Genomic DNA, 22,404 nt, shown 5'->3' with positions numbered 1-22,404 from the left:
AGTCTCCAAGGGTGGGGTGGCCGGGCATCGTTGCTCGCGGCTCGTGAAGTAATTCGCCGGGGCTGGCGAAGCGGTTACAGTGATACAAGATTTTTTTTGGTCTTTTCGGGGGCGCGCTGAAAACGCTATGGTTTCTGGCAGCACTGTCTGGTGTTCAGACACTTTCTTCTGTTCCCTTGTAACCAGAGCCTTCGATGGAACGAACTACTCAGAGTGAACTGTTGCGCATGCGTGAAGCATCGCTACAAGGCTTGCTGGTGGCAGGGCTGGATGGCGATGCGCAGGCGTATCGGCAATTTCTGCATCAGTTGAGCGGGCATCTGCGTGGGTATCTGCGCAAGCGTCTGTATACCCGCCCGGATGATGTCGAAGACCTGCTGCAGGAAGTGTTGCTGGCGGTGCACAACGCCCGCCACAGCTACCAGCGCGAACAACCATTGACCGCTTGGGTTCAGGCCATCGCGCGCTATAAACTGGCCGATAACCTGCGTGGCTATGGCCGCCGGGATGCACTGAATGATGTACTCGACGACAGTGAAGACTTCTTTGCCCAGGAGCAGCAGGAGCCTGAGCAGGCCAGGCGAGACCTGAGCAAATTGCTGCAACGTTTGCCAGACAAGCAACGGCTGCCGATTGTTCATGTCAAGCTGGAGGGCATGTCGGTCGAGGAAACTGCCAAGTTGATCGGGCTCTCCGGCTCGGCAGTCAAAATCGGCATACACAGGGGGCTCAAGGCGCTGGCCGCGATGATACGAGGAGCATGATGAAAACTGACGAGCTGATTGCTTTGCTTGCCACGGGCAACGAACCGGTGGATCAGCGTATGTTTGCTCGCCGTTTGAGCCTTGCGATTCTGGTCGCCCTGATTGGCGCCGTGCTGCTGACCGTGCTGTTGTTCGGCGTACGTGACGATATTGCCGTGGTCGCGCAAACGCCACTGTTCTGGGCCAAGCTGGCCTTGCCGGCCACACTGATGCTCGGGGCGCTGCTGGTCTTCAACCGCCTGGTGCGTCCTGGCCTTGCGGTAGGGCCGCGTTGGGCGGGTATCGGCGTTCCGCTGCTCGGTGTCTGGGCGGCAACGCTGGTGGTATTGAGCGGCGTTCCTGAAGAACAGCAGCTGGCACAGATCTTTGGCCGTACCTGGCGCACGTGCCCCTTCAACATCGCGTTGTTGTCGATCCCCGGCTTCATTGCCCTGTTCCGCGCCTTGCAAGACTTGGCCCCCACCCAATTGCGCCTGGCCGGTGGGGTCGCAGGACTACTGGCCAGCGCGTCGGCAACCCTGGCTTACTGCCTGCACTGCCCTGAGATGGAGGTGCCGTTCTGGGGCGTCTGGTACGTGTTGGGGATGGCGATTCCAACTGTGATCGATGCCTTGCTCGGGCCTCGGTTGTTGCGCTGGTAAGTACTTGCGCGCTAAAGCGTCTGCTTCATCTGCACCAAGGCCACTCGCGTGTTGCCGGGGCCCTGACGCTCCTCGATGGCGAAGGGGGTAAAGCCCAACTGCGGATACAGCAACAGCCCGGCTGTATTGTTGTTGAAGCACGACACCCAGACTTCACGCGCGTCGAACTGGCTGCGAGCCAGGTCAATCATGCTTTGCACCAGATAGCGCGCTACACCATGACCGCGGGCAGCGGGCGCCACGACCACGTTGCCGAGGGCACACACACCACCGTGTTCGGCCTTGTAGAAATTGGCAAAGGCCAGCACCGCGCCGTCTCCCTCGACCACAGTCGAGCCGGCTCGCTGGGCAATGGCCTCGCTCAGTTGTGCAGGCGTTAGCGGGTATTGGGCCTTGGGGAACATGTAGAACAATTCGTCCGGGCCTTGGGGAAAGCAGCAGATCACGGCAATGTCCTGGGCCTGGACGGGGCGATGGGTCAGTTGCATAAGGTGGTTCGCTCAAGGACGAGGGGTAGGGGAATCCTACACTGCCTGGCGGATTGCGCAGGTACAATTGCCGCCTGTAAACCGCTATCCGGAAATTGCCATGAGCCTCTCTGTCCCTCTCGCGCCTGAACGCCGCCTTGCTGCGCCGCTGTTTGCCCTGGCGCTGTTACTCATCGGTGCCCTGTTCCTGCAGGCCCGAGTCGGCACCAATCAGGTGTTGCTGTTGATCGTCGGTGCAGCCTTGGGCCTGACCCTGTACCACGCCGCCTTTGGCTTCACGTCAGCCTGGCGTGTGTTCATCAACGAGCGTCGCGGCGCAGGCCTGCGGGCACAAATGGTGATGCTCACCCTCGCGGTGTTGCTGTTCTTCCCGGCGCTGGATGCTGGCACCTTGTTCGGCCAGCCGGTCAAAGGTCTGGTTGCGCCGGCCGGGGTCTCGGTGGTGTTCGGTGCGTTCATCTTCGGTATCGGCATGCAGATGGGCGGCGGTTGTGCCTCCGGTACCTTGTTCACGGTCGGTGGCGGTAACGCCCGGATGCTGGTGACGTTGCTGTTCTTCATCATTGGTTCGGTGACGGCCACCCATCACGTTGATTGGTGGTTCGCGCTGCCGTCGTTCCCGGCCACTTCGATTGTTCAGGCCTTTGGCCTGCTGCCTGCGTTGCTTCTGAGCCTGCTGGTGTTCGCGGTGATTGCCGGGGTAACGGTGCTGCTGGAAAAGCGCCGTCATGGTCAGCTCGAACCTGCAGTGCGCAGCGAGCATCAGGGGCTGCGGCGTTTTCTGCGTGGGCCTTGGCCGCTGTTGTGGGGCGCGGTGGCGCTGGCATTGCTCAACTACCTGACCCTGGCCTTGGCCGGTCGCCCCTGGGGCATCACCTCTGCGTTTGCCTTGTGGGGCGCGAAAACCCTTGGTGGATTGGGTGTAGACGTTGGTAGCTGGGCGTTCTGGCAGGTGCCGGCCAATGCCAAGGCGTTGGCCTCACCGCTGTGGGAGGATGTCACCACGGTGATGGATATTGGCATTGTGCTCGGAGCGCTGCTGGCGGCAGGTCTGGCGGGTCGCTTCGCGCCGAACCTGAACATCCCTGTGCGCTCGCTGGTGGCGGCGGTGATTGGCGGACTGTTGCTTGGTTACGGTTCGCGCCTGGCCTATGGCTGCAACATCGGCGCGTACTTCAGCGGCATTGCCTCGGGCAGTGTGCATGGCTGGTTGTGGTTGCTTGCTGCCTATGCTGGCAACGTGATTGGTGTGCGGATTCGGCCGTTTTTCTTTGAAGGTGAACGGCGTCCGGCAACCTTGAGTGGTTGCTGATCTGCGGTGGGAGCAATTACCTGTGGGGGCGGGCTTGCCCCGCGATGCGATGTAACAGACAGATCGCTATCGCGGGGCAAGCCCGCTCCTACAGTCAGCTCGCCATCTGAATGCAGGCCAGGGCCTGCTCAACACGACTGCGCGCGGTCTCCATTTCATGCACGGCTGCACGCACCAGCGCTTGCCCGTGCATGTCAGGTTGCAGCAACACGGCTTGCTGAGTGACGGCCAGTGCACAAGTCAGATGCTCGGAGGCGTACACCAGGGCGTCTTCGATGCAATGTGGAATGTCGGTGGGAAGAAGCGGGGGATCGGGGACGATTTTCAGCACGATTGGCTCCCAAGTCTGTGGAGCTGCCACTTACCGCTGTCAAACGAATGGGTGGCAGCTGTACGCAGGTTGACAGACCAGGGACTTAGGAACCTGGCGCACACGAGTGTGCCCCGCATACAGTTGCCATAAAGACAGTTGTAGCGCCTAAGTAAGGGGCGGTCTGTCAAAACCGGTCGTTGAATTGGCAACGACCGACCAAGACTAGGCAGCCACCGAGGCAGGCGCAACAGCTGAAGTGCCCGGGGATTATGCTTGGGAATTGGACTACACGAAATAGAGATTTATCTGTCCCTTTCATCCACCAAACACCCCTGCAACCACGTACTAAAGCTCCGCGTCAGTGGGCTTTTCTCGCTGTCCCGATGAGTCAGACAACTCCAGTCAGGACCACGCACCGTTTGCCCACACAGTGGCTGCAATAGCCCTTGAGTGCGGGCCTGGCCCGCCAGTAACTGGCTGACCAGGGCGATGCCATGGCCCGCGCAGGCGGCATCGAGCAACAGGCCAGGGTCGGAGAAGTTCAGGCCATTGCTGCGTTGCCCGACATCTTCGCCGCCTTCAACCACCCAGTGGCTCCAGTCCATTTCCCGTTCGCCGTGCAAGGTGGTGCGCTGTTCGGCGGGGGTGTTAAGCAAATCCGGATGACACGCCGGATACAGGCGATCACGGAACAGCGTCAGGTGGCTGCATTCGGCCTGGGCGCTGAGGTCGTCACGCAGGCTCAGGTCGATGGTTTGAGTGGCCATGTCTGGCGGGTCGAAGCTGGTGAACAACCACAAATCAACTTCCGGATGCTGGCGATGAAAGTCGCCCAACCGTGGCAGCAGCCAATGCCGGGCAAATGCCGGTGTGGTGTTGACCACCAGTTGGTTGGGTTTGCGGTATTGCTCCAGACGGCGGATGCCAACTGACAGTTGCTGCAGCATGGCCTGGGTGGTGCTTTGCAGGTCGTACCCGGCGTCGGTCAGGCTGACGCTGCGGCCGCTGCGAAAGAACAGCGGTTGTTCCAGAAAGGTTTCCAGGCTGCGGATCTGTTGGCTGATTGCCGATTGGGTCAGGTGCAGCTCTTCGGCGGCTTTGTGGAAGCTGCCCAGGCGCGCGGCAGCTTCAAAGCCGCGCAGGGCGTTCAAGGGAGGCCAGTGCTTTAGCATTGATAAGCTCTACTGATCAGTTGTCGGCTAAATCTATCGTTTGTTGTCACGATTATGAAGCCATAGCATTGAGTTTCTTACCGCAAGCGCGGTTTTCAGTAATTAAAATCACTTAACTGAAAGGTGAGAAGCATGCAGTGCAATGGCGATCTGAACAGTGGTTGGTTCATGCCCGCAGAGTGGGTTAACCATGCAGCGACCTGGATGGTCTGGCCACACAATAAACCGCTGTGGGAGTCTGGCTGGGGGGTAACCCTTGAACAGGTTCAGGTGGACTTTGCCCGTGTTGCCAATGCCATTGCTCGCTTCGAACCGGTGAAGATGGTCGTCGATCCTTCGGGGCGCGCCAGTGCCATGCGTTGTGTGGCGCGAACGTCGAACTGATCGAGCTGACGGTCAATGACAGCTGGTGCCGCGACTCCGGCCCAAGCTTTATCTGCCATCCACAACAGGGGCTGGCGGGTGTCAGCTGGCGCTTCAACGCCTGGGGCGGCAAGTCGGCGCATGACCTGGATGAAGGCCTGGCGCGGCGCATCCTCAATCAGCTGGGCCTGAGCTGCTTTGGCACGGCGTTGAGCAATGAAGGTGGCGCCATCCACGTGGACGGCGAAGGCACTCTGATCACCACCGAATCGGTGCTGCTCAATCCCAATCGCAACCCCGGCATGAGCAAGGCGGAAATCGAAGAAATCTTCACGCGTTTCCTCGGCGTGAAAAAGACCATCTGGCTGCCGGGCGACCCGGACTTTGTCACTGGTGACGTAACCGACGGCCATGTTGATGGCGTCTGTGCATTCGCTCGCCCTGGCGTGTTGCTGGTGGATGCGACGCACGACCAGGGATCGGTGTACGCCCAGGTTGCCCGTGAAAACCGTCGGGCCCTGGAGTTGGCCACTGATGCACAGGGCCGACGCTTTGAAATTATGGAGCTGTACGAAGCCAGCGAAGCGGTCGACGTTGATGCCAAAGTGTTCTGCGCTTCGTACACCAACTTCTACATCGCCAATGGCGCGATCATCATGCCGGCCTACGGCATTGAAGCTGATCAGGAAGCAGCTCAAGTGCTGGCCAAGGCGTTCCCGGGGCGCGAAGTGGTGCCGGTACAGATCAATCATCTGGCGCATGGCGGCGGCGGGGTGCATTGCATCACCCAGCAGCAGCCAGCCTGGCCGGTGAAGGGGTAAAGCGATGAGCCTGCTGACTGTTGCTACCACGCAAATGCCTTGCAGCTGGAATTTGCAGCACAACCTCGACCGCGCCGAGCAACTGGTGCGCGAAGCCGCCGCCCAAGGCGCCGAGGTCATTCTGCTGCAAGAGCTGTTTGCTACGCCTTACTTTTGCATTGAACAGCACCACAAGCACTTGGAACTGGCTGAAGAGTATCAACACAGCCACGTGCTCAAACGCTTTGCGAACCTGGCCAAGGAACTGGGTGTGGTACTGCCGTTGAGCTGGTTCGAAAAAGCCGGCAATGCCTACTTCAACTCGCTGAGTGTGGCCGATGCCGATGGCCGCTTGCTGGGGGTGTATCGCAAGACGCACATCCCCAACGCTATCGGTTATCAGGAGAAGGAGTACTTCAGCCCCGGCGATACCGGTTTCCGGGTCTGGGACACGGCCTTCGGGCGTCTGGGTATCGGTATCTGCTGGGACCAATGGTTCCCCGAGACCGCTCGTTGCCTGGCGTTGATGGGCGCCGAAGTGCTGCTGTTCCCGACCGCCATTGGCTCGGAACCAGGCGCTGCCGAGCTGGATTCGCGTGATCACTGGCAAATGGCAATGCGCGGTCATGCTGCAGCCAATATTTTGCCAGTGGTGGCGGCCAACCGCGTGGGGCTGGAAGCGGCCACCACCGACCCTGAATTGCAAATGACCTTCTACGGCTCGTCGTTCATCTGCAATCACAAGGGCAAGATGCTGGCCGAAGCCGACCGCAGCACCCCGGGCGTTCTGGTGCAGCGCTTGGACTTGGCCACGATGCGTGAAGAGCGCCTGACCTGGGGCGTTTACCGCGATCGCCGCCCGGAAATGTACGCCCCGCTGCTGGGGCTCGATGGCCGTCAAGTCAATGCATGCTGGAAGACCCAAGGGGTGTGAGATGAACATCAGCCACAAGCATTTGCTGCTCTCCCTCGGCCTGGCGTTGGGGGCCTCGATGACCTCGGCTCAGGCTGAAGAAAAGACCCTGCGCCTGTACAACTGGGCAGACTATTTTGCCGAAGACACCCTGTCGCGCTTCACCGCCGAAACCGGAATCAAGGTGATCTACGACGTCATGGATGGCAGCGAAGTGCTGGAGGCCAAGCTGATGACGGGTGGCAGCGGTTACGACCTGATCTTCCCGGGCGATACCGTGGCCGAGCGCTTGATGCGTGCCGGTAGCCTGCAGGCGCTGGACCCTTCGAAGCTCGAGGCGCTGAACGATGTCGAGCCAGGTTTGCAAAAGCTGCGCAGTCATTACCCGCACGCGATCAAGGCCACGGTGCCCTACACCTGGGGCACCATCGGCTTGACCTACAACGACGAGCAGATCCGCCAACGTATGGCTGATGCGCCGGTCAACAGCCTTGACCTGCTGTTCAAGCCGGAACTGGCGGCAAAGTTTGCCGACTGCGGGATCTCGATGATCGATTCGCCGGACGAGGTTTTGGCGGTGGTGCTCAACTATCTGGGGCGTGAGCCGCGCAGCGCGAAGAAAGAGGACCTGGCCGCGGCCAGTGAACTGCTGATGAAAGTCCGCCCGTACATTCGCAAGTTCCAGTCGCAGCCGGTCACCGACCTGGTCAACGGCAACCTGTGCCTGTCGCTGGGCTACAGCGGCGACATGACCCAGGCTCAGCGCACGGCGGATTCCGCCAATAAGAAAGTCAGCTTCCAATACCGCATCCCCAAAGAAGGCACCACGGTATGGATGGACAACATGGCGATTCCGGTCGATGCCAAACATCCGGAGTACGCCTATACCTTTATCAACTTCGTGATGCGCCCGCAGAACATGGCGGCCATCAGCAACTTCACCGGTTACCCTACCTCCAATGCCAAGGCGCGGCCTGATGTAGAAGAGCAGATGCGCAACAACCCGGACATCTATCCGGACGAGGCCGCCTTTGATCGACTGGTGACCGGCAAAGATATTCCACAGTCCGACATGCGTGCGCGGATGCGGGTGTGGACCAAGTTCAAAACAGCACCGGGACATTGACGGTTGCGGTCATTCAAGCGTTAGAGAGACATCCAGATGCCAACGCGTCGTGAGTTTATAAAACAGGTTTCAGCGACTGCAGGCTTAGGTTTGGTCGCCTCCATGGGCCTGGGCTTTAGCGCCCCTCGGGCGCTGGCTGCTGGCGGTAAACAGTGGTTCATGCCCGATGAGGGCGACAGGCAACAGTGCGCCTTTGTTTCATTTGGTGCGCAGGGGGCGATCTGGGAGGACTTCACGGCGGATGTACAAGAAGCCATTGGTTTGATCGCCAGCACTATCGCACGTTATCAACCGGTTACTGTGTTGTGTCGGGCCAGCGAGCGGGAGTTGGCTGAAGAACTGTGCGGCAGTAAAAACACTACCTTTGTCACCACTCAACTGGATGACATCTGGATGCGTGATATCGGCGCCAACTTCGTCATCACCGAAGCCGGTGACCTGGGGGCGGTCGACTTCAACTTCAACGGCTGGGGAGATAAGCAACAGCATGCCAATGATGCGCGGGTGGCGAGGTTAGTGGCCAATAATGCCCAGGCCACCTATTTGCGCAGTGAGCTGGTGGGAGAGGGTGGCGGCATCGAAGTTGATGGTCACGGCACAGCGATCATGACCGAAAGTTGCTGGATAAATGCCAACCGCAATCCGGGCTGGAGCAAGGCTGAAGTTGAGGAAGAACTAAAGGCGTGTTTGGGGCTGCGCAAAATCATCTGGCTGCCGGGTATCAAGAACAAGGACATCACCGATGCCCACGTTGATTTCTACGCACGCTTTGTTAAGCCGGGTGTAATCATCGCCAACCTGGACACTGATCCTGAGTCGTATGATCACAAAGTGACCAAGGCGCACCTGGAAATTCTTAACAACGCGACCGACGCGGATGGCCGAAAGCTCAAAGTGCATACCGTATCGCCACCGCTTAAGCCGCGTAATAGTCGCTTCAGCAAGAACAACCCGGATTTTGCTGCGGGTTACATCAACTACTTCGTCATCAATGGTGCGGTGATTGCTCCACAGTTTGGTGACAAGGCCGCTGATACCAAGGCTTTCGACTTGTTGAGCGAGCTCTATCCCGAGCATGAAGTAGTGCAGCTCAATATCGATGCGATTGCTGCAGGCGGCGGAGGCATTCACTGCGTTACCCATCAATTGCCAATGATTTGACTTGTCGAACTGGCCATTGACTGGCGAGGGGGTAACTCGACTGGAGAGTTTCGGGGGCTTTGCGTATAATCGCGCTTCCGCCAGAAGGCGGTGCTTCATAATTTAAAGGACTTAGTATGAAAAAGCTGTTGAAAGCATCGGTTGCTATTGCTGTAGTTTCGGGCGTAGCACTTCTTTCGGGTTGCACCGGTCAAGTCTACAACCAGCCAAAAAACTGCTCGTACGACTACCTGTTCCACCCTTCGGTTTCCATCTCTAAAGTTATTGGCGGCTGCGGTCCGATCGATAAGCTGCCACAACAGCAGTAATTTTAGAGTTGCGCTGACTAGTTCGTTTGCGGATTAGTCGAGAGCCCCCTGCTACTGATGTAGCAGGGGGTTTTTTATGGTTCTTCACGGATTTTCGGGGCAGGATTGGCTTTGGCTTTGGCTTTGGCTTTGAGCTTTTCCAATTGCTTCGGTGGCATCACTGGCCCCTTCCGCCCTTACGGCGGCCTACTTTGCTCTTGGGCAAAGTAGGCAAAGCCGCTGGCTCCTGCATCCGGCCCTACGCTGCGCTTCTGGTTCCTTCCCTCCGGCATTGCTCCCGCGAGGACCGCGCTAACGGGCCATCCATGGCCCGAAGCGCTTGACGGGCTCCTGCCCGTCACCTCACTCCGCAATACCTCCACTCAGCCTCTTGAAGTCGCAGACCGCGGCGCCTGAACTAGCGCGGATGCAAAAGCCAGAAGCTAAAAGCGTGGAGCTATCGAAGGGAAGGCTGGTCGCGGTGGGAGCGGGCTTGCCCCGCGATTTGCTGTATCGCGCCAGATCGCGGGGCAAGCCCGCTCCCACCGGCAGGGCCGGATGCAGGAGCCAGCGGTTTTGCCTCCTTTTTCCAAGAAAAAAGGAGGCCGCCGTAAAGGCGGAAGGGGCCACCCCAGCCGCCCCATCAAATGGATAAGCCCACAGCCCTCGAAGCCAGAGCCAACCCTTCCCTGACAATCCGTGAAGAACCTTATTCACTGCCGGTCGCACACGCTCTGGCAGACAAGGTTGGAAACGTAATGCACGGCTTGCTTCGGTGATCAGCTTGTTAAGGTGGGCGCCAGCTCGGCAGCAAAGGCCGCTTGTGGCTGCCGCAGTACGACTGAAAACCATGGAGCAACACGATGAAAGTATTCTTGTTTGGCGCACTCCTCAGCGCCGCGGCTGTAGCCCAGGCGCAGACGGTGGAGATGGCTTTGGTGGGCACGGACGGTACTGCCAAACCGATCGGCATGATTACCTTGAAGCAGGTGTCCTACGGGACGCTGCTGACCCCTGACCTTCGCGACCTGCCACCAGGTGTGCATGGCTTTCATTTGCATGAGAAGCCGTCTTGCGACGCCACGATGGTCGATGGCAAACCGCTGCCGGCTGGTGCTGCGGGCGGGCATTGGGACCCGGGGGCCACCAACAGCCACAAGGGGCCTTACGACGATGCCGGGCATAAAGGCGACCTGCCCGCGCTGTATGTCAGTGCGCAGGGCACCGCGACGTATCCCGTACTGGCGCCGCGCCTGAAGGTTGCGGAGTTCGCCGGGCACGCGCTGATGGTGCATGCCGGTGGCGATAACCACAGCGACCACCCGATGGCGCTGGGCGGCGGCGGGGCGCGTGTGGCGTGTGGTGTGGTGCGATAACGGGGCAGGGTTTCGGACAAATCGCAGGCATAAAAAAAGCCGACTTTTCAGTCGGCTTTTTTAGCGTTTGGTGCCCCGAGGGAGACTCGAACTCCCACTCCTTTCGAAAACGGATTTTGAATCCGCCGCGTCTACCAATTCCGCCATCAGGGCTTGTGGCGGCGAAGTATAGAGAGGTGCCTACCGTTGGTCAATCACGTTTCATGGTGAATTTTTGTCTTTTCGGCTAAACTTTGCGGCCCTGTCAAACCGAACACCATCATGCGCGTCGCTGATTTTGCCTTTGAGCTCCCTGATTCTCTGATTGCTCGCCATCCGCTGGCGCAGCGCCACAGCAGCCGTCTGTTGACCCTCGACGGGCCAAGCGGGGCGCTGGCTCATCGCCAGTTCACCGATTTGCTCGAGCACCTGCGTCCGGGCGATCTGATGGTGTTCAACAATACCCGGGTGATTCCGGCGCGGCTGTTTGGCCAGAAGGCCAGCGGCGGCAAGCTGGAAATTCTGGTCGAGCGGGTACTGGACAGTCATCGCGTGCTGGCGCATGTGCGTTCCAGCAAGTCGCCCAAGCCCGGTACGCAGATTCTTGTCGACGGTGGTGGCGAGGCCGAGATGGTGGCCCGTCACGATGCGTTGTTCGAGCTGCGCTTTAACGAAGAAGTGCTGCCGCTGCTCGACCGTGTCGGGCACATGCCGCTGCCGCCTTATATCGACCGCCCCGATGAGGGCGCCGACCGCGAGCGTTACCAAACCGTGTATGCCGAGCGCGCCGGTGCGGTCGCCGCGCCTACCGCCGGGCTGCACTTCGATGAAGAGCTGTTGGCCAAAATCGCCGCCAAGGGCGTGGAAACCGCCTTTGTTACCTTGCACGTTGGCGCGGGTACGTTCCAGCCGGTGCGGGTCGAGCGCATCGAAGATCACCACATGCATAAAGAGTGGCTGGAAGTCGGCCAGGATGTGGTGGATGCCGTGGCAGCCTGCCGTGCCCGTGGCGGGCGGGTGATTGCGGTCGGTACCACCAGCGTGCGTTCGCTGGAAAGCGCAGCCCGCGATGGTGTGCTCAAGGCGTTCAGCGGTGATACCGACATCTTTATCTTCCCAGGCCGGCCGTTCCATGTGGTCGATGCGCTGGTCACCAACTTCCATTTGCCTGAATCCACGCTGTTGATGCTGGTTTCAGCCTTCGCCGGTTACCCCGAGACCATGGCTGCCTATGCGGCGGCGGTCGAGCACGGGTACCGCTTCTTCAGTTACGGTGATGCCATGTTCATCACCCGCAATCCGGCGCCGCGCGGCCCCGAGGATCAAGCATGAGTCGCACCTGTCGTATGTCCTTCGAATTGCTGGCCACCGACGGCAAGGCCCGTCGCGGCCGCCTGACGTTCCCCCGTGGCGTGGTCGAAACCCCGGCGTTCATGCCGGTGGGTACCTATGGCACGGTCAAGGGCATGCTGCCTCGGGATATCGAGGCTATCGGCGCGCACATGATCCTCGGTAACACCTTCCACCTGTGGCTGCGCCCGGGTACCGAGGTGATCAAGGCCCACGGCGACCTGCACGATTTCATGAAGTGGCAAGGCCCGATCCTCACCGACTCCGGCGGTTTCCAGGTGTTCAGCCTGGGCGCCATGCGCAAGATCAAGGAAGAAGGTGTGACCTTCGCCTCGCCGGTGGATGGCTCGAAAGTGTTCATGGGCCCGGAAGAGTCGATGCAGGTACAGCGTGACCTGGGCTCCGACGTGGTGATGATCTTCGACGAATGCACCCCGTACCCGGCCGATGAAGATGTCGCGCGCATCTCCATGGAGCTGTCGCTGCGCTGGGCTCAGCGTTCGAAGAACGCCCACGGTGACAACACGGCGGCGTTGTTCGGGATTGTTCAGGGCGGCATGCACCAGAACCTGCGCATGCGCTCGCTTGAGGGGCTGGACAAGATTGGCTTCGATGGCCTGGCCATTGGCGGCTTGTCGGTGGGTGAACCCAAGCACGAAATGATCAAAGTGCTGGATTACCTGCCGGCCCAAATGCCTGCTGACAAACCTCGTTACCTTATGGGGGTAGGCAAGCCGGAAGATCTCGTTGAGGGTGTGCGCCGCGGCGTCGACATGTTTGACTGCGTGATGCCTACGCGCAATGCGCGCAACGGCCATCTGTTCGTTGATACCGGCGTGCTGAAAATCCGTAACGCGTTCCATCGCCATGATGATTCGCCACTGGATCCGACCTGTGACTGCTACACCTGCCAGAACTTCTCCCGTGCTTATCTGCATCACTTGGACAAGTGCGGCGAAATGTTGGGCAGTATGTTGAATACCATCCATAACTTGCGCCATTACCAGCGATTGATGGCTGGTTTACGCGAGGCTATTCAACAAGGTACATTGGCCGCCTTTGTCGATGCCTTTTACGCCAAGCGCGGGCTTCCTGTGCCGCCCTTGGACTGATGTTCTGTCGATCCCTAACAAGTACTGACTTGCAACTGGAGTGCTAAATGAGCTTTCTGATCCCCGCCGCTTACGCGGACGCCGCTGCCCCTGCCGCCGGCCCAGCCGGAACCGGTTTTGAGTGGATTTTCCTGGTTGGCTTCCTGGTTATCTTCTACCTGATGATCTGGCGCCCACAGGCCAAACGTGCCAAAGAGCAGAAGAACCTGCTGAGCAACCTGCAAAAAGGTGATGAAGTTGTCACTAACGGCGGTATCGCTGGCAAGATCGTCAAAGTTGCCGATGACTTCGTAGTGCTGGAAGTTTCCGACAATGTTGAACTGAAGTTCCAGAAGGGCGCCGTTGCCGCGACCCTGCCAAAAGGTACGCTCAAAGCGATCTAAGTTTCAGTTTTTTACCAATCGACGGGGCGCGCAAGGCGCCCCGCGTCTTGAACGGGCGGCGTGATGCTGAACAAATACCCTCTGTGGAAATACGCACTGATCCTGGTGGTACTGGCGATCGGTTTTATTTATTCCGCTCCCAACCTCTACCCTGATGATCCGGCCGTCCAGGTCAGCGGTGCCAGTACGGCGCTGCAGGTCACTCAGGCAGATCTGGATCGCGCAAGCAAAGCGCTCGTCGATGCCGGTATCAAGGTCAAGGCCGCGAGCCTGGGCGAGAAGGGCAGGGGTGCACTGCTGCGCCTGACCAACCAGGAAGACCAACTTCCAGCCAAGGATGTTGTGCGCAAGGCACTGGGCGATGACTATGTAGTTGCGCTGAACCTGGCCCCAACCACTCCGCAATGGCTGCGTAATCTGGGTGCAAGCCCGATGAAGCTGGGTCTGGACCTGTCCGGTGGTGTGCACTTTTTGCTTGAAGTAGACATGGACAAGGCCATGGTGGCCCGTCTGAAAGTCTATGAAGGTGAAGTCAAAAGCCTGCTGCGCAAGGAGCGTGTTCGCTACCGCAGCCTGCCGCAACAAGATGGCGGTATCCAGCTGGGCTTCGCCGATGATGCAGCCCGCGAACAGGCGCGTAGCCTGATCCGCAAGAATTTCAATGATTTCGAGCTGACCACCACCGAGCGTAATGGCCTGTCGGTGCTGCGTCTGGCGATTACCCCGGCCAAGGTCGCGGAAATCCGTGAATACTCGATCAAGCAGAACTTGACCACGGTACGTAACCGGGTCAACGAGCTGGGTGTTGCCGAGCCGCTGGTACAGCGCCAGGGCGCCAACCGTATCGTGGTCGAGCTGCCAGGCGTGCAAGACACCGCCGAAGCCAAGCGTATTCTCGGTAAAACCGCCAACCTGGAGTTCCGTCTGGGGGCTGAGCCGGGTGCCTCGAAAGCGACCACCGAAACCTTCGAGTTCCGTGAGGGTGGGCGTTCGGCTGCGGTCGAGCGTGGCCTGATCATCACCGGTGACCAGGTAACCGACGCGCAAGCCAGCTTCGACGAACAAGGCCGTCCGCAAGTGAACATCCGTCTGGATGGTCATGGTGGCGAACTGATGAACCGCGCAACGCGCAGTAACGTCGGTCGCAGCATGGCGGTGATCTTCATCGAGCAGCGTCCAACCACGCGCTATGTGAAGCAGATGGTCGATGGCGTAGAAAAAGACGTCGCCGTCCAGACCTTCACCGAAGAGAAGAAGATCATCAGCCTGGCGACCATTCAGTCGCCGCTGGGCAGCCAGTTCCGTATCACTGGCCTCAACGGTCAGGGCGAATCCTCCGAGCTGGCCCTGCTGCTGCGTGCGGGTGGCCTGGCCGCACCGATGTACTTCGCTGAAGAACGTACCATCGGCCCGAGCCTGGGTGCTGACAACATTACCAAGGGTATCGATGCATCCCTGTGGGGCATGCTGTTCGTATCGCTGTTCATCATGGCGATCTACCGCTTCTTTGGCCTGATCGCCACCATCGCCCTGGCCGGTAACATGGTCATGCTGCTGGCGTTGATGTCGCTGCTGGGGGCAACCCTGACCCTGCCGGGTATCGCCGGTATCGTGTTGACCATGGGTATGGCGGTCGACGCCAACGTGCTGATCTTCTCGCGGATTCGCGAAGAGCTGGCCAATGGCATGTCGGTGCAGCGCGCCATCCACGAAGGCTTCAACCGTGCCTATACCGCGATTGTCGATGCCAACCTGACCACATTGCTGGTCGGCGGTATTCTCTTTGCCATGGGCACTGGCCCGGTCAAGGGCTTCGCGGTAACCATGTCCCTCGGGATTTTCACCTCGATGTTCACGGCCGTTATGGTGACCCGTGCAATGGTCAACCTGACCTGCGGTGGGCGTGATATCAAGAAGCTGTGGGTTTAAGGGGCTGCCATGTTACGTACCATTAACTTCATGGGTGTGCGCAACGTTGCGTTCGGCGTCACCCTGCTTCTTACCGTACTGGCGCTGTTCAGCTGGTTCTACAAAGGGCTCAACTTCGGCCTGGACTTTACCGGCGGTACGCTCATCGAGCTGACCTACGAGCGTCCGGCCAACCTCGGGCAGGTGCGCGAAGAGCTGGTCAAGGCCGGCTTCCAGGATGCAGTGGTGCAGAGCTTCGGCGCCACCACTGACCTGCTGGTGCGGATGCCGGGTGATGACCCGATGCTGGGTAACCGTGTTGCTGAAGCGCTGCAGAAAGTCAGCGGTGATAACCCGGCAGTGGTCAAGCGCGTCGAGTTCGTGGGTCCGCAGGTGGGTGAAGAGCTGCGTGACCAGGGTGGCCTGGGCATGTTGCTGGCCCTGGGCGGCATCATGATCTACCTGGCGTTCCGCTTTCAGTGGAAGTTCGCCCTGGGTGCGATCCTGTCGCTGATCCACGACGTGGTCGTGACCATGGGTATCCTGTCGTTCTTCCAGATCACCTTCGACCTGACAGTACTGGCGGCGGTGTTGGCGATTATCGGTTACTCGCTCAACGACACCATCGTGGTATTCGACCGAGTGCGTGAGAACTTCCGGGTTCTGCGCAAGGCGTCGCTGATCGAGAACATCAACATTTCGACCACCCAGACCTTGCTGCGTACCGTGGCGACCTCGGTGTCGACCTTGCTGGCCATTGCTGCGCTGCTGTTCTTTGGTGGCGACAACCTGTGGGGCTTCTCGCTGGCACTGTTCATCGGTGTTATGGCGGGTACCTACTCGTCGATCTACATCGCTAACGTGGTGCTGATCTGGCTGAATCTGACCAGTGAAGACCTGATTCCTCCAGCCAAGGCTGAAGGGGTGGATGATCGTCCGTAAGGACTTTTCCCACACAGCTGGTCGTACAAGAAGGCGCGAGTATTGAACTCGCGCCTTTTTTTATGCTCCAAGGCAGGGAGAAGGCGGGCAATGTCCTGCAGGTACGATCAGGAGGTTCACGTGAACAAGTCAATGCTGGTGGGTGCGGTTCTGGGGGCTGTCGGTGTGACTGCCGGAGGTGCTGTAGCTACCTACAACCTGGTCAAGAGTGGGCCGGAGTACGCTGAGGTAATGGCGGTGCAACCGGTCAAGCAGACCGTCAAAACGCCGCGCGAAGTGTGCAAGGACGTAACGGTGACGCGTCAGGCGCCCGTCAAGGACCAGCATCAGATTGCCGGTACCGTATTGGGTGCTGTGGCGGGTGGTTTGCTGGGTAACCAGATTGGTGGTGGTACCGGTAAAAAGATCGCCACGGTGGCCGGTGCTGTCGGTGGTGGTTATGCCGGTAACAAAGTGCAGGAAGGTATGCAGGAGCGTGATACCTACACCACAACGCAAACGCGCTGCAACACGGTCAACGACCTGAGCGAGAAGGTGGTGGGCTATGACGTCAAGTATTCGATTGGCGACAAGGTCGGGCAGGTCCGCATGGATCGCGACCCGGGCGCGCAGATCCCATTGGATAAAGAAGGCAAGCTGATCCTCAGCGAGGCACAGCCAGGCCAATAACGGCTTGTGGGAGCGGGCTTGCCCCGCGATTGCGGTACGTCAGACTGATCGCTTCGCGGGGCAAGCCCGCTCCTACAACAGGCACAAAAAAAGCACCCCGAGGGGTGCTTTTTTTGTGCTCGATCGAGGTTTAACGCTTGATCGAGGCTGGCAGGTGCGGCTGGATAGCAGTCAGCACAGCTTTGAAGCACTTGGTGTTACCGGCAACGATGTGGCCCTTCTCAAGGAAGTCGTGGCCGCCGGTGAAGTCGCTAACCAGGCCGCCTGCTTCCTGGATCAGCAGGGTGCCTGCTGCCATGTCCCACTCCGACAGGCCCGACTCCCAGAAGGCGTCGAAACGACCAGCGGCAACATAGGCCAGGTCGAGGCTGGCAGCGCCGGCGCGGCGGATGCCGGCGGTCTGGCCAACCAGGGCGCGGAACATGCCCAGGTAGTTGTCCAGGTCGGCCATTTGGTTGTCGCGGAACGGGAAGCCGGTACCCAGCAGTGCGCCTTCCAGGCTGGTGCGTGGGCTGACGCGCAGGCGACGACCGTTCAGTTGCGCGCCACGGCCACGGCTGGCGGTGAATTCTTCCTGGCGGACAGGGTCCAGTACCACGGCGTGCTCAAGGCGGCCACGGTATTTGCAGGCGATGCTGACTGCGAAGTGCGGAACGCCGCGCAGGAAGTTGGTGGTGCCGTCCAGTGGGTCGATGATCCACTCGTAGTCCTTGCCTTCTTCGCCGCTGCCAGCGTGCAGGCCGGTTTCTTCGCCACGGATGGTGTGGTTCGGGTAGGCCTTGCGCAGGGCATTGATGATGCTTTGCTCTGCGGCGCGATCGACTTCCGAGACGTAATCCTTGGCGTCTTTTTCATCAACCTTGATGGTATCCAAGCGCTCGATGGAGCGGAAAATCAATTCACTGGCGCTGCGGGCGGCGCGCAGCGCGATATTCAGCATAGGCTGCATGGACGTTTCACCTGGGTCGTTAAAGAAAGCCGGACATTCTAGCAGAAAACTTTGCGCGAAGAAGGGTGGCATTTGCTTTCGTAGCGTAAAGTCGGTCGGTTCTGTAAGATTTACGCCTTCTATCCCGTGTCTGTGAGCGCTCGCCTTGCTGCAAAATATTCGTGTTGTTCTGGTTAATACCAGCCACCCCGGCAATATCGGCGGCGCTGCGCGTGCCATGAAAAACATGGGCTTGTCGCGCCTGGTGCTGGTCGATCCGCTGGACTTCCCGTCCCACGAGGCCGATGCCCGTGCGTCGGGTGCCGATGATGTGCTTGCCGGTGTGCAGGTGGTCGCCACCTTGGAAGAGGCGCTGGTCGGTTGCAACCTGGTGTTCGGCACCAGTGCCCGCGAGCGGCGCATCCCCTGGCCGTTGGTCGATCCGCGCGAATGCGGTAGCAAGGTTATCGAGCACGCTGCCCAAGGCGAGGAAATTGCCTTGGTGTTCGGCCGTGAGTACGCCGGTCTGACCAACGAAGAGCTGCAGCGTTGCCACTTCCATGTGCATATCCCGTCCAACCCGGATTTCAGTTCGTTGAATCTGGCGGCTGCCGTGCAGGTGCTGGCCTACGAAGTGCGCATGGCTTGGTTGGCCGCCGAGGGCCAGCCTTCAAAGGTCGAGAAATTCGAAGTGACGTCGGTGCGCAGTAGCGAGCTGGCGACCATGGATGAGATGGAGCTGTTCTATCAGCACCTGGAAAAGACTTTGGTCGATATCGGCTTTCTCGACCCGGAGAAGCCCAAGCACTTGATGCCGCGCCTGCGTCGCTTGTATGGGCGTAGCTCGGTCAATCGTTCGGAAATGAGTATTTTGCGCGGCATTCTCACGGAGACCCAGAAAGTGGCCCGTGGCGAGCCGCATAAGCGCAAGGATCAGTAAATGTTCGAGCGTCTGCATGAAGATATTCAGAGCGTTTTCCACCGTGACCCGGCGGCGCGCAATGCCTTTGAAGTGCTGACCTGTTACCCGGGCATGCATGCGATCTGGCTGCATCGGGCTGCGCATGCGCTGTGGAAGCGTGACTGGAAATGGCTGGCGCGACTGGTATCGAACTTCGGACGCTGGATGACCGGTATCGAGATTCACCCGGGGGCCAAGGTCGGGCGGCGCTTTTTCATCGACCACGGCATGGGCATTGTGATCGGTGAAACCGCCGAGATCGGTGATGATGTCACCTTGTACCAAGGGGTGACCCTGGGCGGTACCAGCTGGAATAAAGGCAAGCGTCACCCGACCCTGGAAGATGGCGTGGTGGTGGGGGCTGGGGCCAAGGTGCTGGGGCCATTCACTGTCGGCGCCGGTGCCAAGATAGGCTCTAACGCTGTGGTCACCAAGGCGGTGCCGGCGGGTGCTACGGCAGTTGGCATTCCAGGGCGGATCATCATCAAGACCGACGCCGAGGTTGAAGCCAAGCGTAAGGCGATGGCGGAGAAGATCGGTTTTGACGCCTACGGGGTGAGTGAGGACATGCCGGACCCGGTAGCGCGCGCCATTGGTCAGTTGCTCGACCACTTGCAGGCGGTCGATGGGCGTCTTGAAGGTATGTGCGGAGCGCTGAAGAACCTTGGCAGTGACTACTGCGCCAAGGACCTGCCGGCATTGCGCGAAGAGGACTTTGCCCAGATCAAGGATCAGGCCCGAAGCGACGCCTCGACGCATTGACAGATGGGGCGTGCGCAGACGCCCCTTAGTTTGCTATCATTCGGCCGCCGTCCAACGGTAAACCCGACTAAAGCACTAGGTCTTATAGTTGACTTAAATGCTCGGGAATAGCATACTCGCTCCCATCCTGAAACCCCGTGGTACCTACTAGCCATGCGACTGACTACAAAAGGCCGATACGCCGTGACCGCCATGCTCGACCTGGCGTTGCACGCGCAGCATGGGCCGGTGTCTCTGGCCGACATTTCCGAACGCCAAGGCATCTCCCTATCTTATCTGGAGCAGCTATTTGCAAAGCTGCGCCGCAGCAGCCTGGTTTCCAGTGTGCGCGGCCCTGGCGGTGGCTATCAGCTATCGCGAAGCATGGAGAGCATTCAGGTTGCCCAGGTCATCGACGCGGTTAATGAATCGGTCGACGCAACACGCTGCCAGGGGCTGGGTGATTGCCATTCCGGCGATACCTGCCTGACACACCACTTGTGGTGTGACCTGAGCCAGCAGATTCACGAGTTTCTCAGCGGCATCAGCCTGGCTGACCTTGTTACTCGCCGTGAAGTACAAGAAGTCGCCCAGCGTCAGGACCTGCGTCGTATCGCAGGCCGGGCACCGCAGCTGGACAAGATTGAGACGTCCGCCGTCGAATGACCGTTTCGACGCGCGACGCGACCGCCTGATAGGAGATATTCAATGAAGTTGCCGATCTACCTCGATTACTCCGCGACCACACCGGTCGACCCTCGCGTTGCTCAAAAAATGAGCGACTGCCTGTTGGTCGACGGAAACTTCGGTAACCCGGCGTCGCGCTCCCACGTCTTTGGCTGGAAGGCCGAAGAAGCGGTCGAGAACGCCCGCCGCCAGGTCGCTGACCTGGTCAACGCCGACCCGCGGGAAATTGTCTGGACCAGTGGTGCCACTGAATCCGACAACCTGGCAATCAAGGGCGTCGCGCACTTCTACGGCACCAAGGGCAAGCACCTGATCACCTCCAAGATCGAGCACAAGGCTGTCCTGGACAGCACGCGCCAGCTGGAGCGTGAAGGCTTCGAAGTGACCTACATCGAGCCAGGCGCCGATGGTCTGATCACCCCGGCCATGATCGAAGCTGCCCTGCGTGATGACACCATTCTGGTGTCGATCATGCACGTCAACAACGAAATCGGCACTATCAACGACATCGCCGCTATCGGCGAGCTGACTCGCGCACGCGGTGTCATGTTCCACGTTGACGCCGCGCAGTCGACCGGCAAGGTTGAAATCGACCTGCAAAAGCTGAAAGTCGACCTGATGTCGTTCTCCGCTCACAAAACCTACGGCCCTAAAGGTATCGGCGCGCTGTACGTCAGCCGCAAACCTCGTGTGCGCCTGGAAGCCACCATGCACGGCGGCGGTCACGAGCGCGGCATGCGTTCGGGCACCCTGGCAACTCACCAGATCGTTGGCATGGGTGAAGCGTTCGCCATTGCCAAAGAGCTGATGGCCAGCGAAAACGTGCGCATCAAGGCCCTGAGCGACCGCTTCTACAAGCAGGTCGAAGGCCTGGAAGAGCTGTACATCAACGGCAGCATGACTGCGCGTATCCCGCACAACCTGAACCTGAGCTTCAACTACGTCGAAGGCGAGTCGCTGATCATGGCGCTCAAAGACCTGGCCGTTTCGTCCGGCTCGGCCTGTACTTCGGCTTCGCTCGAGCCGTCCTACGTGCTGCGCGCCCTGGGCCGCAACGACGAACTGGCACACAGCTCGATCCGCTTTACCTTCGGTCGCTTCACCACCGAAGAAGAAATCGACTACGCCGCGCAGAAGGTTTGCGAGGCCGTGACCAAGCTGCGCGAGTTGTCGCCGCTGTGGGATATGTACAAAGACGGCGTCGACATCTCCAAGATTGAGTGGGCTGCGCACTAAGTAGTCGCCGGCAAGAGCGGCTCTCTGATGAGGAAGGAATTGCACCATGGCATACAGTGAAAAGGTCATCGACCACTACGAAAACCCGCGTAACGTCGGCAAGATGAATGCCGAAGACCCGGATGTCGGCACCGGCATGGTCGGCGCTCCTGCGTGCGGCGACGTAATGCGTCTGCAAATCAAGGTCAATGAGCAGGGTGTCATCGAAGACGCCAAGTTCAAGACCTACGGCTGTGGTTCGGCCATCGCTTCGAGCTCCCTGGCCACTGAGTGGATGAAGGGCAAGACGCTGGATGAAGCCGAAACCATCAAGAACACCCAGCTGGCCGAAGAACTGGCGTTGCCGCCAGTGAAGATCCACTGCTCGGTACTCGCCGAAGACGCCATCAAGGCGGCTGTTCGCGATTACAAGCAGAAGAAAGGTTTGCTCTAAGTTCGCCTGTTGCAGGTAAGGAGTCTCGATGGCTATCAGCATGACAGAAGCCGCCGCCAACCACGTGCGGCGCTCCCTTGATGGACGCGGCAAAGGCGTGGGTATTCGCCTTGGCGTACGCACCACCGGCTGCTCGGGCCTGGCCTATGTGCTGGAATTCGTCGATGAGCTGGCAGACGAAGACCAGGTTTTCGAAAGTCACGGCCAGCGGGTCATCATCGATCCGAAGAGCCTGACGTACCTCGACGGCACCGAACTGGATTTCGTCAAGGAAGGGTTGAACGAAGGCTTCAAGTTCAACAACCCCAACGTGCGCGGTGAGTGTGGCTGCGGCGAAAGCTTCAACGTTTGAGGCTGCG

Annotated in this window: 24 protein-coding genes, 1 tRNA gene and 1 pseudogene; 21 read left to right on the top strand and 5 right to left on the bottom strand. The window is 59.5% G+C overall.

Going from position 1 to position 22,404, the window contains the following annotated elements; all coding sequences use genetic code 11:
- Nucleotides 1-194 precede the first annotated feature (194 nt).
- Both ACVWSC_RS23960 and ACVWSC_RS23955 read left to right on the top strand, forming a co-directional pair.
- Complete coding sequence (locus tag ACVWSC_RS23960; RefSeq protein ID WP_442109535.1) at nucleotides 195-764, top strand: sigma-70 family RNA polymerase sigma factor; 570 nt, start codon at nucleotides 195-197, stop codon at nucleotides 762-764.
- Nucleotides 764-1,405: a DUF1109 domain-containing protein gene (locus ACVWSC_RS23955; RefSeq protein WP_442114365.1), complete on the top strand. Its 642-nt coding sequence runs from the start codon at nucleotides 764-766 to the stop codon at nucleotides 1,403-1,405. The genes ACVWSC_RS23960 and ACVWSC_RS23955 overlap by 1 nt, the downstream gene beginning before the upstream one ends.
- A gap of 11 nt (nucleotides 1,406-1,416) precedes the next feature.
- On the opposite strand, the gene ACVWSC_RS23950 is transcribed toward ACVWSC_RS23955, so the two are convergent.
- Nucleotides 1,417-1,893: a GNAT family N-acetyltransferase gene (locus tag ACVWSC_RS23950; RefSeq protein WP_442109533.1), complete on the bottom strand. Its 477-nt coding sequence runs from the start codon at nucleotides 1,891-1,893 to the stop codon at nucleotides 1,417-1,419.
- A 100-nt stretch (nucleotides 1,894-1,993) separates the two neighbouring features.
- Here ACVWSC_RS23950 and ACVWSC_RS23945 point away from each other — a divergent pair, with 100 nt between their 5' ends.
- Entirely contained in the window at nucleotides 1,994-3,205 is a 1,212-nt protein-coding gene (locus ACVWSC_RS23945; RefSeq protein ID WP_442109531.1) for a YeeE/YedE family protein, read from the top strand.
- Nucleotides 3,206-3,299: 94 nt separating this feature from the next.
- Here ACVWSC_RS23945 and ACVWSC_RS23940 read toward each other — a convergent pair whose 3' ends face one another.
- Complete coding sequence (locus ACVWSC_RS23940) at nucleotides 3,300-3,536, bottom strand: hypothetical protein (RefSeq protein ID WP_442109529.1); 237 nt, start codon at nucleotides 3,534-3,536, stop codon at nucleotides 3,300-3,302.
- 284 nt (nucleotides 3,537-3,820) lie between these two features.
- Nucleotides 3,821-4,690, bottom strand: coding sequence for a LysR family transcriptional regulator (locus ACVWSC_RS23935; protein WP_442109527.1), 870 nt, complete (start codon nucleotides 4,688-4,690; stop codon nucleotides 3,821-3,823).
- 132 nt (nucleotides 4,691-4,822) lie between these two features.
- Between ACVWSC_RS23935 and ACVWSC_RS23930 the strand changes: the two are divergent.
- From ACVWSC_RS23930 to sodC, 6 genes and pseudogenes are all read left to right on the top strand, one after another.
- Nucleotides 4,823-5,874 (top strand): annotated as a pseudogene (locus tag ACVWSC_RS23930) (agmatine deiminase family protein).
- 4 nt (nucleotides 5,875-5,878) lie between these two features.
- Complete coding sequence (aguB, locus tag ACVWSC_RS23925; protein WP_442109525.1) at nucleotides 5,879-6,787, top strand: N-carbamoylputrescine amidase; 909 nt, start codon at nucleotides 5,879-5,881, stop codon at nucleotides 6,785-6,787.
- Nucleotide 6,788: 1 nt separating this feature from the next.
- Nucleotides 6,789-7,892 carry an extracellular solute-binding protein gene (locus ACVWSC_RS23920; protein WP_442109523.1) on the top strand — a complete coding sequence of 368 codons (1,104 nt, stop codon included), beginning with the start codon at nucleotides 6,789-6,791 and terminating at the stop codon, nucleotides 7,890-7,892.
- A gap of 36 nt (nucleotides 7,893-7,928) precedes the next feature.
- Nucleotides 7,929-9,053, top strand: a complete 1,125-nt coding sequence (locus ACVWSC_RS23915; RefSeq protein ID WP_442109521.1) for an agmatine deiminase family protein — start codon at nucleotides 7,929-7,931, stop codon at nucleotides 9,051-9,053.
- A gap of 116 nt (nucleotides 9,054-9,169) precedes the next feature.
- Nucleotides 9,170-9,361, top strand: a complete 192-nt coding sequence (locus ACVWSC_RS23910) for a YhfL family protein (protein WP_133216705.1) — start codon at nucleotides 9,170-9,172, stop codon at nucleotides 9,359-9,361.
- 842 nt (nucleotides 9,362-10,203) lie between these two features.
- Nucleotides 10,204-10,716: a superoxide dismutase [Cu-Zn] SodC gene (sodC, locus tag ACVWSC_RS23905; protein ID WP_442109519.1), complete on the top strand. Its 513-nt coding sequence runs from the start codon at nucleotides 10,204-10,206 to the stop codon at nucleotides 10,714-10,716.
- A 68-nt stretch (nucleotides 10,717-10,784) separates the two neighbouring features.
- Here sodC and ACVWSC_RS23900 read toward each other — a convergent pair.
- Nucleotides 10,785-10,869, bottom strand: a tRNA-Leu gene (locus tag ACVWSC_RS23900).
- A gap of 108 nt (nucleotides 10,870-10,977) precedes the next feature.
- On the opposite strand from ACVWSC_RS23900, the gene queA reads away from it, so the two are divergent.
- The 6 genes from queA (at nucleotide 10,978) to ACVWSC_RS23870 (ending at nucleotide 17,059) form a co-directional block, all read left to right on the top strand.
- Nucleotides 10,978-12,027: a tRNA preQ1(34) S-adenosylmethionine ribosyltransferase-isomerase QueA gene (gene queA / locus ACVWSC_RS23895; RefSeq protein WP_442109517.1), complete on the top strand. Its 1,050-nt coding sequence runs from the start codon at nucleotides 10,978-10,980 to the stop codon at nucleotides 12,025-12,027.
- A gap of 14 nt (nucleotides 12,028-12,041) precedes the next feature.
- A complete protein-coding gene (tgt, locus tag ACVWSC_RS23890; RefSeq protein ID WP_442114364.1) occupies nucleotides 12,042-13,157 on the top strand; it encodes a tRNA guanosine(34) transglycosylase Tgt in 1,116 nt (371 codons plus the stop codon).
- A gap of 47 nt (nucleotides 13,158-13,204) precedes the next feature.
- Nucleotides 13,205-13,540, top strand: coding sequence for a preprotein translocase subunit YajC (gene yajC, locus ACVWSC_RS23885; RefSeq protein ID WP_010223473.1), 336 nt, complete (start codon nucleotides 13,205-13,207; stop codon nucleotides 13,538-13,540).
- A gap of 63 nt (nucleotides 13,541-13,603) precedes the next feature.
- Nucleotides 13,604-15,469, top strand: a complete 1,866-nt coding sequence (gene secD, locus ACVWSC_RS23880) for a protein translocase subunit SecD (RefSeq protein ID WP_442109515.1) — start codon at nucleotides 13,604-13,606, stop codon at nucleotides 15,467-15,469.
- A gap of 9 nt (nucleotides 15,470-15,478) precedes the next feature.
- Nucleotides 15,479-16,390 (top strand): protein translocase subunit SecF, encoded by a 912-nt coding sequence (gene secF / locus ACVWSC_RS23875; protein WP_442109513.1) that lies wholly within the window; start codon nucleotides 15,479-15,481, stop codon nucleotides 16,388-16,390.
- A 120-nt stretch (nucleotides 16,391-16,510) separates the two neighbouring features.
- Nucleotides 16,511-17,059: a glycine zipper 2TM domain-containing protein gene (locus ACVWSC_RS23870; RefSeq protein WP_442109511.1), complete on the top strand. Its 549-nt coding sequence runs from the start codon at nucleotides 16,511-16,513 to the stop codon at nucleotides 17,057-17,059.
- Between the two features lie 130 nt (nucleotides 17,060-17,189).
- Here the strand turns inward: ACVWSC_RS23870 and suhB are convergent, their stop codons facing one another.
- Complete coding sequence (suhB, locus tag ACVWSC_RS23865; RefSeq protein ID WP_442109509.1) at nucleotides 17,190-18,008, bottom strand: type III secretion system regulator SuhB; 819 nt, start codon at nucleotides 18,006-18,008, stop codon at nucleotides 17,190-17,192.
- A 145-nt stretch (nucleotides 18,009-18,153) separates the two neighbouring features.
- On the opposite strand from suhB, the gene trmJ reads away from it, so the two are divergent.
- The 6 genes from trmJ to iscA all read left to right on the top strand — a co-directional run bounded on the left by trmJ (nucleotide 18,154) and on the right by iscA (nucleotide 22,397).
- A complete protein-coding gene (gene trmJ / locus ACVWSC_RS23860) occupies nucleotides 18,154-18,927 on the top strand; it encodes a tRNA (cytosine(32)/uridine(32)-2'-O)-methyltransferase TrmJ (protein ID WP_442109507.1) in 774 nt (257 codons plus the stop codon).
- A complete protein-coding gene (gene cysE, locus ACVWSC_RS23855; protein WP_442109505.1) occupies nucleotides 18,928-19,710 on the top strand; it encodes a serine O-acetyltransferase in 783 nt (260 codons plus the stop codon). It begins immediately after the preceding gene.
- Between the two features lie 153 nt (nucleotides 19,711-19,863).
- Nucleotides 19,864-20,355: a Fe-S cluster assembly transcriptional regulator IscR gene (gene iscR / locus ACVWSC_RS23850; RefSeq protein WP_133216612.1), complete on the top strand. Its 492-nt coding sequence runs from the start codon at nucleotides 19,864-19,866 to the stop codon at nucleotides 20,353-20,355.
- Nucleotides 20,356-20,397: 42 nt separating this feature from the next.
- The gene (locus tag ACVWSC_RS23845; RefSeq protein ID WP_442109503.1) at nucleotides 20,398-21,612 is read left to right on the top strand and encodes an IscS subfamily cysteine desulfurase; all 1,215 of its coding nucleotides are present in this window, start codon (nucleotides 20,398-20,400) and stop codon (nucleotides 21,610-21,612) included.
- 46 nt (nucleotides 21,613-21,658) lie between these two features.
- Nucleotides 21,659-22,045, top strand: a complete 387-nt coding sequence (gene iscU, locus ACVWSC_RS23840; RefSeq protein WP_002552476.1) for a Fe-S cluster assembly scaffold IscU — start codon at nucleotides 21,659-21,661, stop codon at nucleotides 22,043-22,045.
- Between the two features lie 28 nt (nucleotides 22,046-22,073).
- Nucleotides 22,074-22,397, top strand: a complete 324-nt coding sequence (gene iscA / locus ACVWSC_RS23835) for an iron-sulfur cluster assembly protein IscA (protein WP_442109501.1) — start codon at nucleotides 22,074-22,076, stop codon at nucleotides 22,395-22,397.
- Nucleotides 22,398-22,404 lie beyond the last annotated feature (7 nt).

It is taken from the genome of Pseudomonas sp. NUPR-002, from assembly GCF_056322725.1.
The sequence above is the reverse complement of the archived record's forward strand: the minus strand, read 5'-3'. Positions and strand labels throughout refer to the sequence as shown.